Raw genomic sequence first — 13,225 nt, 5'->3', positions numbered from 1 at the left:
GGCGGGCGCGGCGCTGAGCCGCGCCCGCGGTGCCCGCGGCGCCCCTGCCGGGCCGCCGGGCAGGGGCGCCCGGAGCCCGTCAGTCTCCCGAGGAGGAGCCCGAGGAGGTGAACTTCCGCACCACGTAGACCAGCGCGCCGACCAGCGCCACGAACAGCAGGAGCTTGAAGAGCAGCTTCACGACGAAGCCGACGACGGCGAAGATCAGGCCGCCGAAGACGAGGAGCGCGATGAGCGGGATCGCGACCCACTTCACCCACCACGGCAGCGCCGCGAAGGTCTCCTTGAGATCCATGACCGTTACCCGCTTCCTGAAGTCTCCGGCCGCCGGGCCCGCCCGGTGCGCCGGGTGCGTCCGGTGCTTCCGCCTCCGATGCTAGGCGGGCGGGCTCCCCGCCGGGGCGCCGCGGGCCCGGGTCCTTCCCTGACCGGCCCCCTAAGGACGGCGGGCACCGCCGTCAGCCCTCGGGGGGAGAGAAGACCACCAAAACCCGCAGGTCCTCGGTGATGTGGTGGAACCTGTGCGGCACCCCGGCCGGCACGTAGACCACACTGCCGCGCGCGACCGGGGTGGTCTCGTCCCCGACGGTGATCAGCGCCCGGCCGCTGGCGACGAAGTACACCTCGTCCTGCCGGTGCGGCTGCTGCGGGTCGAGCGAGCCCCGGTCCAGGGCGTACAGCCCGACGGACATGTTCCTCTCGCGCAGGAACTGCAGGTACGCGCCGTCGTTGGCGGCCCGCTCCGCCTCCAGTTCCTCCAGCCGGAACGCCTTCATGACTCCTCGACCCCTCACCGGTGGGCGACCGTCCCCGTTTCTGGAACGATCTCGGGCATGGTGAATTTCCTCGTCAGAACGATCGCCAACGCGGTGGCCCTGGCCGTCGCCGTCTGGCTGCTGGACGACATCACGCTCACGGGTGACGACACGGCGGGCAAGACCTTCACGCTGGTCCTCGTCGCGCTGATCTTCGGTGTCGTCAACGCCGTGGTCAAGCCGATCACGAAACTGCTGTCCCTGCCGCTGCTGATCCTCACGCTCGGCCTGTTCACTCTGGTGATCAACGCGCTGATGCTGCTGCTCACATCCTGGCTGGCCGAGCAGTTCGACCTGGCCTTCCGGGTGGAGGGATTCTGGACGGCGGTGCTCGGCGCCCTGGTGATCTCCATCGTGTCGTGGGCGGTGAGCGTGGTGCTGCCCGACGGCGACTGACCACCGCGCGGCGGCGGACGAAGGACCAAGGACCAAGGGCCGGGGCCGGGGCCGGGGACCGGGCGCGTCGCCGATGATGGAGGACATGCGCACCTCTGCCCCCGGCACTCCCGGCTCCCCCGGCGGCGTCCGTACGCCGTACCGCGTCTGCTTCGTCTGCACCGGCAACATCTGCCGCTCGCCCATGGCCGAGGCCGTCTTCCGCGCCCGCGTGGAGGAGGCCGGCCTGGCGGAGCTGGTGGAGGTGAGCAGCGCGGGCACGGGCGGCTGGCACGTGGGCGACGGCGCCGACCCGCGCACCGTCGCGGTGCTGACGGCCGCCGGATACGTCCACGAGCACGTGGCACGGCAGTTCCGGCGCGACTGGTTCGAGCGGCTGGACCTGGTGGTCGCCCTGGACGAGGGGCATCTGCGGGATCTGCGGAGGCTGGCGCCCGGCCCCGGGCACGCCCGCGGGATCCGGCTGCTGCGCTCGTACGCCCCCGGCGCCGGCGAGGGCCTGTGCGAGCTGGACGTGCCCGACCCGTACTACGGCGGGCCGGAGGGCTTCGAGGAGTGCCTGGCCCTGGTCGAGGAGGCCGTGCCGGGCCTGCTGGAGGAGGTGCGGGCAGCCCTCGGCCGGCCGGCCGGCGGCGGGGCCGGCGACGGGGCGGCGGTGCGATGACGGGCGGGCCGGGAGGCGCCGGGGGAGGCGTCGCCGTACGGGTGGCCGCCCTGACCGGTTCGGCCGCCGGGCAGGTGCGGCCCGTGGGCGGCGGCGACATCTGCGACGCGTACCGGATCGCGCTCGCGGACGGCCGTGCCGTCTTCGCCAAGACCCTCCCCGGCGCTCCCCGGGGCTTCTTCGCCGCCGAGGCCGCCGGCCTGGAACTGCTGCGCTCCACCGGTGCGGTGGCCGTGCCGGAGGTGATCGGCGCCGAGTCGGACGTGCTGGTGCTGGAGTGGGTCGAGCCGGGCGCGGCGAGCGCCGGGCAGGCCGAGCGGCTGGGCCGCGAGCTGGCCGCCCTGCACTCCGCGCCGGCCCCGGTCTGGGGCGGCGTGGACCCTGAACTCCCCGTCCATCTGGGCTCGGTGCCCCTGCCCTCGCCGCCGGAGCCGCCCTCCGGGGCGGGGGACTGGCCGGCCTTCCACGCCCGGTGGCGGCTGCTGCCCCTGCTGCGGCGGGCGGTGGACGGCGGCGGAATCGGGAAGGGGGACGCCCGGGACGTGGAGCGGCTGTGCGAGGCGCTGGCCGCGGACGGGGCGGCGGTCGGCGGCCTGGCGGGCCCTCCGCAGCCGCCCGCCGTCGTCCACGGCGATCTGTGGTCGGGCAACGTCCTGTGGTCCGCGGACGGCCGCGCCCGTCTGATCGACCCGGCCGCGCAGGGCGGCCACCCCGAGACCGACCTGGCGGTGCTGGAGCTGTTCGGCTGCCCGCACCTGGGGCGGCTGCTGGCTGCGTACGAGGAGGTCCGCCCCCTGCCCGGCCGGAGCGGGCGCGTGCCGCTGCACCAGCTCCAGCACCTGCTGGTGCACGCCGTCCTCTTCGGCCCCGGCTACGGCGCCCGCTGCGGTGCGGCGGCCCGGGCGGCGCTCGGCTGAGCGGCGCACGTACGCTCGAAGGCGCCGGACGGGCTGGTCGGGGGAGAGCGACGAGGAGCGGGCATGACGCGCGAACGGAACGAGCGGGACGGGCGGGACGGGCGGGACGGGCCGGTTCCGCACGGCGACGGGACGCGGGTGGTACGGGCCGGGCTGCCGGAGGAGGAGCCGTACGCGCCGCCGCTGCCGGGCCCGGTGCTGGCCGCGCACTTCCACCTGCCCGGCGACCCCTCCGTCGCCCCCTACACCTACGGCCGCGACGGGAACCCCACCTGGACGGGCCTGGAGCAGGCCATCAGCGAGCTGGAGGCGCCCGGCGACGAGGCGGCGCGCACGACCGTCTTCGCCTCCGGCATGGCGGCGATCTCCGCGGTCCTGCTGTCGCGCACGCGGCCCGGCGACGTGGTGGTGCTGCCCTCGGACGGCTACAACCTGCTCGTCCCGATGCGCGAGCGGCTGGAGGGCTGGGGCGTGGAGGTGCGTACCGCGCCCACCGGCGGCGACGCGCAGCTCGGCGCCCTGGACGGCGCGGCGCTGCTGTGGATCGAGTCCCCCTCCAACCCCGGTCTGGACGTGTGCGACATCCGCCGCCTGGCCGACGCCGCCCACGAGCGCGGCGCGCTGGTCGCCGTGGACAACACCCTGGCCACCCCGCTGGGCCAGCGCCCGCTGGAGCTGGGCGCCGACTACGCGGTGGCCAGCGGCACCAAGGCGCTGACCGGCCACGGTGACGTACTGCTGGGCTATGTGACGTGCCGGGATCCGGAGCTGACGGCGTCGGTGCGGCTGTGGCGCAAGACGGTCGGGGCGATCCCGGGGCCGGTGGAGGCGTGGCTCGCGCACCGCTCCCTGGCCACGCTGGAGCTGCGCACCGAGCGGCAGGCCGCGAACGCGCTCGCCGTCGCCGAGGCGCTGCGCGAGCGGCCGGAGGTGCGCGACGTACGGCACCCGGGGCTGGCGGACGACCCGGCGCACCCGGTGGCGGCGCGGCAGATGCGGCGCTTCGGCTGCGTGGTCTCCTTCACCCTGCCGGACAGGGTGTTCGCCGAGCGGTTCCTTGCCGCGCTGCGGCTGGTGGACGACGCGACGAGCTTCGGCGGGGTGCGTTCCACGGCCGAGCGGCGCGGCCGGTGGGGCGGGGACGCGGTGCCGGAGGGCTTCGTGCGGATGTCGGTGGGGGTGGAGGACGCGGCCGATCTGGTCGCCGACGTCCGGGCGGCGCTGGACGGCGCCGGGCGCGGCTGACGTACGGGCCCGGTGCGGAGGCGCGCGGCGGGGCTCGGCGGGGGCTCGGCGGGAAGTGATGGAGCGCGGGGCGGCTTGAAGCTCCCCCCCTCATGCCTCAAGCCGCCCCGTGCGACGCGCGTAAACAGCGCATGGTCAAGGTTAGTTGACTGAGCGTTATTGTCCAGTCGCCGGATCGGCTCCCGCCCGCCGTCCCGCCCGCGGGAGCGGGGCGCGGGGCCGGCGCGGACGCCCGTGGCAGGGCCGGAAGGTTTCGCCGGCCCCGGCGCGGGCCAGACCTTCCCCATGACCGCCGACGCGCGCCCCGTGGTCAAACGCACCGCCCGGGCCATCCTGCTCGATGACGACGAGATGATCCTGATCAAGCGGACCAAGCCCGGCCGCGAGCCGTACTGGATCACTCCGGGCGGCGGCGTCGAGGCGGGGGACGCCACCGTCGTCGACGCCCTCCACCGCGAACTGGACGAGGAACTGGGGGCGAAGGTGACCGACGTGGTCCCCGCCTTCGTCGACACCGTCCCCTACGACCCGGCCGAGGACGCGGGGAGCGGCGCGGCGGTCCTCGCGCCGTGGGCCGCCGAGGCTCCGGACGCCGCGAGGGGCGCGGTGAAGGTGCAGTTCTTCTTCGCCTGCCGGCTGGCCTCGATGGACCTGTCGCGCAGGCACGGCCCGGAGGTCGACGAGCCGCGCGGCGAGTACGAGGTCGTCCGCGTCCCCTTCACCCGCGCGGGCATCGCCTCGGTGGAGGTGGTGCCCCCCTCGCTGCGGGCCTATCTCGACGCCAACATCGAGGGCGTGCGCGCCCTGCTGGCTCCTGACCTGGGCTGACGTCCACGGGACCGTCCGCGTCCGGGCCCGCCGGGCCGGGGAGGCCGCTCAGCCGAACCAGCCGCGGAACGGCGTCCGTTCGCCCTCCTCCCGGCGCTGCCGGGCCCTGGCGAGCAACCGCTCGGCGTGGGCGCGCCAGGCCGCCGGGTCGTCGGAGGGCGGCACGGGCCCGCCCGGCCCGCCCGTGTGAGCGCGCTCGCGCGACGGCCGTACGGCGGGCCCGCCGCGCCGGCGCGCCTCCTCCGCCGCCCCGAAGAAGTCCCCGCCCTTGCGCCGCTGGTCGTCCGTGCCCCAGTCGCGCGGGGTCCCCTTGGGCGCCCGCTGCAGGTGCGGGATGTGCTTGGCGCAGTGGATGTACGCCTCCTCCACCGTCACCCGCACCCACACCAGCGCACGCCGGCCGGGCACGGAGTCGGACGGCAGGTCCGGATGGACCGAGCGCAGCTCGGCGTCCTCGACGACCTCGGCACGGCCGTTGACGTGCAGACCGATCCGGGCCTGGAAGAAGTCGACCAGCAGGATGCCCAGATGCGGGTTCTCCTGGATGTTGCCGAGGCTGGCGTGCACGCCGTTGCCCCGGTACTCGGGGTAGACCAGGGTCCGCTCGTCGATCACGTGCAGGAAGCCGGGCGGACCGGCCCGGAAGGAGTTGTCGCACTCGCCGTGCCGGTCGGCGGTGGCCACGAAGAACATCTCCTGCCGGCCGATGAACTCCCGCATCCGCTCGTTGAGGTGGTCGAGCATCTGCTCGCCGTAGAAGCGGTCGGCGCGCTCGGTCGTGCCCAGCCGCCGCTGCATCGCGTGCTCGCCGTCGCTGCCGGGGCGTACGGGCCCGGACTCGGACTCGGGCTCGGGTTCTGGAGCCGGATCCGGGGCGGGAGCCGGTCCCGGGACGGGAGCGGGGGCGAAACCGGCCGCCTGCCGGTGCCGCCCGGCCGGCGCCGTGTCCTCCGGCTCGTCCACCGCCCACGCCGGGCGTGCCGGACGTGCCGCCGTACGTGCCGAGCCCGCCCCGCCCGGCCCGGTCACCGTCCCGACCGTTCTGAGCATCATGGTGGCGTCGACCGCTTCCGTCGCGTCCACGTCGTGGTTCACGTGGTGGTTCCGTCCTGTCTCGCTGTCGCGTCCGCTTCGTCCGCCCGCCGCTCCCGGCCCCTCCGGGTCCGCGCGGGCCCCCGCGGGCCTCAGCCCCGCAGGGCGACCGGCCCGTCGAGGGAGTCGTGCCGTATCCGGTCGGCGGGGATCCCCGCCCCCACCAGCGCGTCCACCCCGCTGCGGATCATCCCCGGCGGACCGGACAGATAGCCGTCGAAGGCGTGCCACGGCCCGCCCTGCCGCACCGCGTCCGGAAGCCGGCCGACGAGCCCGCCCGACGGCCCCTCGACCACCGGGCGGACCGAAAGCCACGACAGCCTCCGCTCCATCTCGCGCAGGGTGTCCAGGTCGTACAGGTCCAGGTCGCTGCGGGCGCCGTAGAACACCTCCACCGGGCGGGCGCGGCCGTGCCCGGCGACGTCCTCGACCAGCGCCTTGATGGGCGCGATGCCGGTGCTGCCGCCCAGGCAGAGCAGGCCGTTGCCACAGGAGTGGTCCACCGTCATCGACCCGGCCGGCCCGCCCAGCCGCAGCACGTCGCCGGGGCGGGCCCGGTGGACGAGCGCGCGCGAGACCCAGCCCGCGGGCACGGCCTTGACGTGGAAGACCAGCAGCCCGTCGGAGCGCGGGGCGCAGGCCAGTGAGTACTGCCGCCACACCTTCGGCCACCAGGGCGTCTCGACACTGGCGTACTGGCCGGCCAGGAACGGGTAGGGCTGGTCGGGCCGGACGGTGATGACGGCGATGTCGGAGGTGCGCATCTCGTGCGAGACCACCTCGGCGTGCCACAGCGCGGGCGCCTTCCGCGCGTCCTCGGCCGCGGCGTCGATCATGATCTGGGAGATGGCGGTGTAGGCGCGCACCCAGGCGGCCTCCGCCTCCTCGCTCCAGGTGCGCGGGGCGTAGCGGGCCAGTGCGTCGATCAGGCACTCGCCGACGGCGGGGTAGTGCTCGGGTCTGGTGCCGTACTTGCGGTGGCCGCGGCCGAGGTGGGACAGGTACTCCACCAGCGTGTGCCGTTCGTCGACCAGCCCGGCGGCGGTGAGCAGCGCCTTGAACAGCCGGTCGCGCTGGGCGTCCATGGCGGCGGGGAACAGCGTGCGCACACCCGGGTTCCGGGTGAACAGCAGGGCGTAGAAGTACGAGGTGAGCGCCTGGGAGACAGGTTCCACCTCGTCCAGGACGCGGCGTATCAGCTCCGCGTCGCGGGAGGGCTCGAACCGCCCGTAGCCGGGGTTGGCGGTGAACTCCGGGACGGGGCCGGGCGCGGAGGGCGAGGGCCCCGGTGCGGGTCCGGGCACGGGCGCGGATCCGGGGCGGGACGGCGGTGCCATGTGCTCCTCCCCCTCACCCGGCCTCGGAGCGAACCAGCTCCAGTCACCGCCTCCGCCGCCTTCGGTGGGAGGCCCACCGGCCGCGCGCTGGGGAGTTCCGTTGCCCGCCGACGTAGTGGCCATGGTCTGTCTCGCCTCGTACATCTTCCGATCGGTCCGGTCGCTTACAGAGCGGAAACCACCTGTACGGATTCCCCCGTTTCGTCGGCTGCGGATATGCGCGAGCGGTGATGCGCGGTCTCGACCATACCGGTGCACGATCGATACACAAGCCCCGCTCGGACTTCCACCGAATTCCACGGACTCGTCCACCCCTCGGAATTGCGGTGCGCCCGCTCCCGGTGCCGGGCCCCTGCGCAGGGCGGCCGGGGAACGCCCGAACACCCTTCCGATCAGGGGGTATCACCGTGCCATACCTCTCGGTCGCCGCGCGGGAGGCGGGGCGGGAGACCCCTTCGCGCCGGGTCCTCCACCCCGGGTCCACCACAGCCTCCATACGTTATCTTCACTTTTCCGGCCGAGGGTGCGGAAAGTAGCGGAGAGTTCTCTGTGCGTGCTTTTCCAGAGCGACCCGCTCCCTTTCCAGTCGGCTTGCGAATTGCGGCCGGACGCGCCCGGAAAAGCGGCGAAACCGTATACCCGGAAAGTTCCGGGGCATGCCCCGCGCTCGCGGCGGGCACGGGCAGGGGGCGGGCGGAGGGCGGGCGGGGAGGCGCGTAAACCGGTGGCCGCCCCGGTGCCCGTCGGCCAGGCTGTACGTCCGTGACGTCCGCTCATCCCCGGCCCTCGTCCTCGTCCTCGCCCCTGCTCCCGTCCGTCCGCCGCCTCGCCCTCGCCGATCTGCCCGCCTGCCTCGATCTCGCCGCCGACCGCGGCTGGACGCGCGAGGAGCACAAGTGGCGGCTGCTGCTGACCGCCGGGCAGGGCTACGGCATCGACGCCCCCGGGGACGACCCCGGCGGCGGCCTGATCGGGGTCTACGTCCTCACCTCCTACGGACCACCGCCCTCCTCCCCCGACCCGCGTGCCCGCACCAGTGTCGGCATGCTGCTGGTCGCCGAGCGCCATGCCCGCCGGGGCCTGGGCCGCCGCCTGATGCGGCACGCGCTGGAGCGGTCCGGGGACGCCGTCGCGTTCCTGACCGCCACCCCCTACGGCCGCCCCCTCTACGAGGAGCTCGGTTTCGCCCCCGTCGGCACCACCGTCATGCTCACCGGCCGCCTCTCCCCCGCCCCCTCCCCGGAGCCCCCCGTCCCCGTACGCGACGCCACCGCCGCCGACCTGCCCGCCGTACTCGCCCTGGACGCAAGGGCGTTCGGCGCGGACCGCGCCCATCTGATCGTCCGGCTGCCGTCCTTCGCCGACCACTTCGTCGTCGCCGTACCCCCGGAGGGGCCCGGTGCCCCGCCTGCCGGCGGGGCACCGGGCGGGATCGCCGGCTTCGCGGCCGCCTGGCCGAACGAGGGCACCACCGTGATCGGCCCGGTCGTGGCCGAGGAGGAGGCCACCGCCCGGGCCCTGATCACCGAACTCGCCTCCCGCACCGACGGCCCGGTCCGCTACGACGCCGACCTCCGCCACCGGGGGCTGGTGGAATGGCTGCGCTCGGGCGGCCTGGAGGGGGACTTCACCACAACCGTGATGGTGCACGGCGCACCGGACGTCCCCGGCGACCTCGGCCTCAGGTTCGCCCCCTACTCGGTGGCGCTGGGCTGAGGCCCGGGCCCCGACCCGGTGGTCCGGGCGCGGTGGTCCGGGCGCGGGATTCACCCCGCGCGCCACCCCCGCGGGTCCACACCGCCCGGAACGGGTGCGTCCGGGTCGTACGGTGCCCGGGTGAAGACGAACGTGCCCAGGTCCAGATGGCTCACCGACCCGTCCGCCCCGCGCACCGCCCGCAGCGTCTCGCCCGCGTAGTAGCCGTCCAGCCCGGTCCAGGTCCCGTCCGCCTCCGGCCGGAAGCGCGAGGCCCGCCCGGCGCCGCCGACCGGGGCCAGTTCCAGCGCCCGCCCCTCGCGCACCCGCAGCGCGAACGCCGCCGGCCCCCAGTACCACGGCCCCGTCAGCGCCAGCAGCTCCGGATCGGCCTGCGAGCGCGGACGCCACGGCTCGGGGAAGGACGGTTCCCGCTCGGCGACGATCCCCAGCAGATCCGCCGCCAGACCGCCCACCGGCAGCCCCGAGGTCGCGTTGACCAGCGCCACACTCGCCAGCCGCTCCCCGGGAGCGGTCCACACGGCCGCGAGGAAGCCCGGCATGGAACCGGTGTGCCCGGCCAGCAACCGCCCGCCGGAGCGCACCAGTTGCATCCCCAGCCCGTACGCCTGGTCCCAGGCCTCCGCCTCCGGCGCCACCGCCGGCACCCGCATCCGGGCCAGGCTCTCCGCACCCAGCACCCGGTCGTCGCCCGCCGCCAGGAACGCCGCGAAGCGGCACAGGTCCCGGGCCGTGGACCAGAGCTGCCCCGCCGGCGCCATCCGCCCGGTGTCCGCGAGCGGTTCGGGCAGCACCGCGTCCGCCCACGGGTGCACGGCCCACCCCCGGGCGTACGGCTCCCGGGGCAGCGGCGCCGTACGGTCCATGCCCAGCGGGTCGAGCACCTCCTCGCGCAGTACGTCGTGCCAGGGCGCACCGCGCAGCCGCTCCACCAGGGAGCCCAGCAGCGCGTAGCCGAGGTTGGAGTAGTGGTGCCGCCGGCCGGCCGGATGCCGCACGGGCCGCTCGCCGAACAGGTCCGCCGCCTCGGGGCGCAACTCGCCGGGCGTCCGCTCCCACCAGGGACCGCGCGGCTCGGCGGCCAGCCCGGCGGAGTGGGACAGCAGCTGGGCGACCGTCGCCGAGACCACCTCGTCCCCGGCCCCGGCGGGCACCTCCAGGTGCTCGCCCAGCGGATCGGACAGGTCCAGCAGCCCCTCGTCGCACAGCCGCATCACCAGCACGGCGACGAACGTCTTGGTGATCGAACCGATCCGGTACCGGGTGTCCGCGGTCGGCGCCCCCTCCGTCTCCCCCGTCTCGCCGGGCGGGCCGACCGCACCGCCCCGCACCCCCGTCCACACCGTCCGCCCGTCCCGCACCACGGCCCCGACCGCCGACGGCACCCGCCCCTCGGCCTGGGCGACGGCCAGCCTGTGGAGGAGTGCGCGACGGGTCTCCGGCAGCAGCTCGCCGTTCATGTCTCCGCTGGAATCGATCATCCGCCCACTCTCCCCGGCGACACCGGCGCGGGCCAGCGTTTTCCGCCGTGCCGCCCCCTGGTGACGAGTGTGCCGCGGATGTGGACGACTCCCGTCGGCGGCCCGGGACGGAACTCCTCGAAGGGGGCCTGTTCCAAGTTCCCACACCGGCACGAGATTTCGCACGCTTTCATGCCATTCGATCGTGTCTTCACATGTTTCACCTCGTTCTCCAGGTGAGGGGCGGGGCCATCGGGGTGACGCCCGAACGGAGGAGACGGTGACGGTGAACGAGGAAGTCCTGCTGGAGTCGAGGACGCTGCGCGAGAGCGTGGCCGAACACACGGGCGCGCTGGACAAGGTGAAGGCGCTCTCCGTCCTGCCGGACGGAGTCCACGTCACGACACGGATGGTGGCCGATTACTTCGAGGTGGGGGAGACCGTCATCCGTGCCGTCGTCCACGACCACCGCGACGAGTTGGAGGCCAACGGCTACCGCGTCCTGACAGGTCCGGAACTGAGTTGCTTGAAGCAACTCAGTGGACTGCACCCGCGTACCCGCTCCGTCGCCGTCTTCTCCCGGCGCACCGTCCTCAATGTCGCGATGCTGCTGCGCGACAGCGTCGTCGCACGTCAGGTGCGTGCCTACCTGTTGGACGCCGAGCGGAACGCCCGCCCCCAGCCTGTGGAAAACCTTTTCCACATCGACCTCGACGCCCTGGACGAGCGCATCACACGCATCAGCACTCAGACCGCGGGCCGGCTCATCGGACAGACCATCGTCCCGATGCTGAACCACCTCATCCACGCCTCCGGCGAGCAGCGCCGGGAGCTGACCGCGATCCGCGAGGACCTCGAACGCGTCAAGCGGACCCTTCAGGAGAGGGAACTCACAGGAGCGGTGGCGGCCATGGACGCGATGGGACGGCGTGAGTTCGAGGAGCACGTCGCCGGGCTCTGCCGCCGCGACGGATGCACCGTGGCGGACACCGGCTCCGGCAGCGACCTGAGCGCCGGCCTCGTCGGGCGCACCGCCGACGGGCGGCGGTTGGTGGCCCGGTGCGAGCGCTCCACGCCGCACCGGGCCGTGGATAGCGGAGCGATGTGGAAGTTCGCCGGGATGGCGAAGCTCGAACACGAGGCAGAGGTGGCCCTGTTCGTCACCACCTCCACGTTCACCCCCGCCGCGCTCGACATCGCGGCCCGCCACGGCATCACCGCCGTGCACCGCGCACTGCTGGAGGCGTGGAGCACGGGGACTGCGCTCCAGGTGCTGCGCTGACGGCCGGCACGGCCGGCAACGACCGATATGTGCGGCACGACCGCGCGCGGAGGCCCGAAGCCGCAAGCGGAAGTTGCGGCTTCGGGCCTCTCGCAGTCTAACGGCGGAAGAAGCCGGCGGGGGCTCAGAGCGCCAGCTTGAACCCCACGTGCGAGGCCGTGAAACCCAGCCGCTCGTAGAACCGGTGGGCGTCCGTGCGGGTGGCGTCGGAGGTGAGCTGGACCAGGGCGCAGCCCAGGCGCCGCGCCTCCTCGACCGCCCACTCGATCAGCCGGGCGCCCAGGCCCCCGCCCCGCTCGCCGGAGTGGACGCGCACGGCCTCGATGAGCGCGCGGCTCGCGCCGCGCCGCGACAGTCCGGGGACGACGGTGAGCTGGAGCGTGCCGACGACCCGGCCGCCGCGGACCGCGACGACCAGGTGCTGGTGGGGGTCGGCGGCGATCTCCTCGAAGGCCTCGCGGTAGGGGGCGAGGTCACCGGGCGACTCGCGGCGGGCGCCCAGCGGGTCGTCGGCGAGCATGTCCACGATCGCACCCAGGTCGTCCGCCGTCGCCGGGCGTATGCCGAAGTCGCTCATGACCGGCACCCTATGCCGCCCGGCGCGGCGGCACCGGCCCGTCCCGTGTCCGTCCGCACCGGTCAGCCCGCCGCACACGTCCGATTCCTTCAAGACCTCCGGTCCGGAGCCGCCCTAACGTGGCCGCATGGCACCCCGTATCGATCTCTTCGGCCTGGTCACCTCCGACATGGCCGCCTCGCTCGCGTTCTACCGCCTCCTCGGACTCGACATCCCCGCCGACGCCGACGGACAGCCCCATGTGGAGGTCCCGCTGCCCGGCGGGCTGCGCATCGCCTGGGACACCGTCGAGACCATCCGGTCATTCGACCCCGGCTGGACCCCGCCGAGTGGCGGCAGCCGCGTCGAACTCGCCTTCGCCTGCGACGGTCCGGCCGACGTCGACCGGCAGTACGCCGAGCTGACGCGGGCCGGCCACACCGGGCACAAGGAGCCCTGGGACGCCTTCTGGGGCCAGCGGTACGCCGTCGTCCTCGACCCCGACGGCAACGCGGTCGCCCTCTTCGCCCCGCTGCCGGACGGCGCGCCCGGCGGTCAGCCCTCCGGCGGTCAGCCCTCCGGCGGTCAGCCCTCCGACAGCAGCACCGAGAGCTGAACCCCGGCCAACGCCCTGACCTCGCGCGACAGATGGGCCTGGTCCGCGTACCCGGCGCCGGCCGCGGCCGACGCCGGCGGCACGCCGCCGCGGACCAGGCGCAGAGCGCGCCGGAACCGCAGCACCCGGGCCAGGGTCTTGGGGCCGTACCCGAAGGCCGCCAGTGAGCGGCGGTGGAGCTGCCGCTCGCTCAGCCCCGCCCCGTGCGCCACCTCGGCCACGCTCAGGCCGTCCCGCAGCCCGGCCACCACCGCAGCCACCGCCGTCACCGCCGTCGGGTCGTCCGGCGCCCGGCGCAGCC

At 74.7% G+C, this 13,225-nt stretch carries 15 protein-coding genes; 8 read left to right on the top strand and 7 right to left on the bottom strand.

The window, feature by feature from the left end:
• Positions 1-79: 79 nt before the first annotated feature.
• A complete protein-coding gene (locus ACLIYP_RS25645; RefSeq protein WP_412715484.1) occupies positions 80-295 on the bottom strand; it encodes a DUF5326 family protein in 216 nt (71 codons plus the stop codon).
• Positions 296-458: 163 nt separating this feature from the next.
• Positions 459-776: a cupin domain-containing protein gene (locus ACLIYP_RS25640; protein ID WP_412695635.1), complete on the bottom strand. Its 318-nt coding sequence runs from the start codon at positions 774-776 to the stop codon at positions 459-461.
• Between the two features lie 57 nt (positions 777-833).
• Here ACLIYP_RS25640 and ACLIYP_RS25635 point away from each other — a divergent pair, with 57 nt between their 5' ends.
• From ACLIYP_RS25635 to ACLIYP_RS25615, 5 genes are all read left to right on the top strand, one after another.
• Positions 834-1,211, top strand: a complete 378-nt coding sequence (locus tag ACLIYP_RS25635) for a phage holin family protein (RefSeq protein ID WP_412715483.1) — start codon at positions 834-836, stop codon at positions 1,209-1,211.
• A gap of 85 nt (positions 1,212-1,296) precedes the next feature.
• Positions 1,297-1,875 carry a low molecular weight protein-tyrosine-phosphatase gene (locus ACLIYP_RS25630; protein ID WP_412715482.1) on the top strand — a complete coding sequence of 193 codons (579 nt, stop codon included), beginning with the start codon at positions 1,297-1,299 and terminating at the stop codon, positions 1,873-1,875.
• Positions 1,872-2,792, top strand: a complete 921-nt coding sequence (locus ACLIYP_RS25625) for a fructosamine kinase family protein (protein WP_412715481.1) — start codon at positions 1,872-1,874, stop codon at positions 2,790-2,792. Before ACLIYP_RS25630 ends, ACLIYP_RS25625 begins: the two co-directional genes overlap by 4 nt.
• A 63-nt stretch (positions 2,793-2,855) precedes the next feature.
• Positions 2,856-4,037, top strand: a complete 1,182-nt coding sequence (locus ACLIYP_RS25620; protein ID WP_412715480.1) for a cystathionine gamma-lyase — start codon at positions 2,856-2,858, stop codon at positions 4,035-4,037.
• A 285-nt stretch (positions 4,038-4,322) separates the two neighbouring features.
• A complete protein-coding gene (locus ACLIYP_RS25615; protein ID WP_412715479.1) occupies positions 4,323-4,865 on the top strand; it encodes an NUDIX domain-containing protein in 543 nt (180 codons plus the stop codon).
• 48 nt (positions 4,866-4,913) lie between these two features.
• Here the strand turns inward: ACLIYP_RS25615 and ACLIYP_RS25610 are convergent, their stop codons facing one another.
• Positions 4,914-5,663 (bottom strand): pyridoxamine 5'-phosphate oxidase family protein, encoded by a 750-nt coding sequence (locus tag ACLIYP_RS25610; protein ID WP_412715485.1) that lies wholly within the window; start codon positions 5,661-5,663, stop codon positions 4,914-4,916.
• Between the two features lie 386 nt (positions 5,664-6,049).
• Positions 6,050-7,438: a globin domain-containing protein gene (locus ACLIYP_RS25605; protein ID WP_412715478.1), complete on the bottom strand. Its 1,389-nt coding sequence runs from the start codon at positions 7,436-7,438 to the stop codon at positions 6,050-6,052.
• Positions 7,439-8,056: 618 nt separating this feature from the next.
• Here ACLIYP_RS25605 and ACLIYP_RS25600 point away from each other — a divergent pair.
• On the top strand, positions 8,057-9,010 hold the full coding sequence (locus ACLIYP_RS25600; protein WP_412715477.1) for a GNAT family N-acetyltransferase: 954 nt from the start codon (positions 8,057-8,059) through the stop codon (positions 9,008-9,010).
• A 50-nt stretch (positions 9,011-9,060) separates the two neighbouring features.
• On the opposite strand, the gene ACLIYP_RS25595 is transcribed toward ACLIYP_RS25600, so the two are convergent.
• Positions 9,061-10,491, bottom strand: coding sequence for a serine hydrolase domain-containing protein (locus ACLIYP_RS25595; protein ID WP_412715476.1), 1,431 nt, complete (start codon positions 10,489-10,491; stop codon positions 9,061-9,063).
• Between the two features lie 265 nt (positions 10,492-10,756).
• Here ACLIYP_RS25595 and ACLIYP_RS25590 point away from each other — a divergent pair, with 265 nt between their 5' ends.
• Positions 10,757-11,752 carry a restriction endonuclease gene (locus tag ACLIYP_RS25590; protein ID WP_412715475.1) on the top strand — a complete coding sequence of 332 codons (996 nt, stop codon included), beginning with the start codon at positions 10,757-10,759 and terminating at the stop codon, positions 11,750-11,752.
• 124 nt (positions 11,753-11,876) lie between these two features.
• Here the strand turns inward: ACLIYP_RS25590 and ACLIYP_RS25585 are convergent, their stop codons facing one another.
• On the bottom strand, positions 11,877-12,329 hold the full coding sequence (locus ACLIYP_RS25585; protein WP_412715474.1) for a GNAT family N-acetyltransferase: 453 nt from the start codon (positions 12,327-12,329) through the stop codon (positions 11,877-11,879).
• Between the two features lie 127 nt (positions 12,330-12,456).
• On the opposite strand from ACLIYP_RS25585, the gene ACLIYP_RS25580 reads away from it, so the two are divergent.
• Positions 12,457-12,924, top strand: a complete 468-nt coding sequence (locus ACLIYP_RS25580; protein ID WP_412715473.1) for a VOC family protein — start codon at positions 12,457-12,459, stop codon at positions 12,922-12,924.
• Here ACLIYP_RS25580 and ACLIYP_RS25575 read toward each other — a convergent pair.
• The coding region (locus tag ACLIYP_RS25575) for a helix-turn-helix domain-containing protein (protein ID WP_412715472.1) at positions 12,894-13,225 on the bottom strand (332 nt) is incomplete at its 5' end. The two genes, ACLIYP_RS25580 and ACLIYP_RS25575, sit on opposite strands and share 31 nt — an antisense overlap.

The organism is Streptomyces nanhaiensis, assembly GCF_046614825.1.
GTDB classification, from domain to species: Bacteria; Actinomycetota; Actinomycetes; order Streptomycetales; family Streptomycetaceae; genus Streptomyces; species Streptomyces radiopugnans.
This window is presented reverse-complemented; position numbering and strand designations above follow the sequence as displayed.

Coding starts and splice junctions, on each gene's coding strand:
- ACLIYP_RS25645 (WP_412715484.1), bottom strand. CDS start 295: ATGGATCTCAAGGAGACCTTCGCGGCGCTGCCGTGGTGGGTGAAGTGG.
- ACLIYP_RS25640 (WP_412695635.1), bottom strand. CDS start 776: ATGAAGGCGTTCCGGCTGGAGGAACTGGAGGCGGAGCGGGCCGCCAAC.
- ACLIYP_RS25635 (WP_412715483.1), top strand. CDS start 834: ATGGTGAATTTCCTCGTCAGAACGATCGCCAACGCGGTGGCCCTGGCC.
- ACLIYP_RS25630 (WP_412715482.1), top strand. CDS start 1,297: ATGCGCACCTCTGCCCCCGGCACTCCCGGCTCCCCCGGCGGCGTCCGT.
- ACLIYP_RS25625 (WP_412715481.1), top strand. CDS start 1,872: ATGACGGGCGGGCCGGGAGGCGCCGGGGGAGGCGTCGCCGTACGGGTG.
- ACLIYP_RS25620 (WP_412715480.1), top strand. CDS start 2,856: ATGACGCGCGAACGGAACGAGCGGGACGGGCGGGACGGGCGGGACGGG.
- ACLIYP_RS25615 (WP_412715479.1), top strand. CDS start 4,323: ATGACCGCCGACGCGCGCCCCGTGGTCAAACGCACCGCCCGGGCCATC.
- ACLIYP_RS25610 (WP_412715485.1), bottom strand. CDS start 5,663: ATGCAGCGGCGGCTGGGCACGACCGAGCGCGCCGACCGCTTCTACGGC.
- ACLIYP_RS25605 (WP_412715478.1), bottom strand. CDS start 7,438: ATGTACGAGGCGAGACAGACCATGGCCACTACGTCGGCGGGCAACGGA.
- ACLIYP_RS25595 (WP_412715476.1), bottom strand. CDS start 10,491: ATGATCGATTCCAGCGGAGACATGAACGGCGAGCTGCTGCCGGAGACC.
- ACLIYP_RS25585 (WP_412715474.1), bottom strand. CDS start 12,329: ATGAGCGACTTCGGCATACGCCCGGCGACGGCGGACGACCTGGGTGCG.
- ACLIYP_RS25580 (WP_412715473.1), top strand. CDS start 12,457: ATGGCACCCCGTATCGATCTCTTCGGCCTGGTCACCTCCGACATGGCC.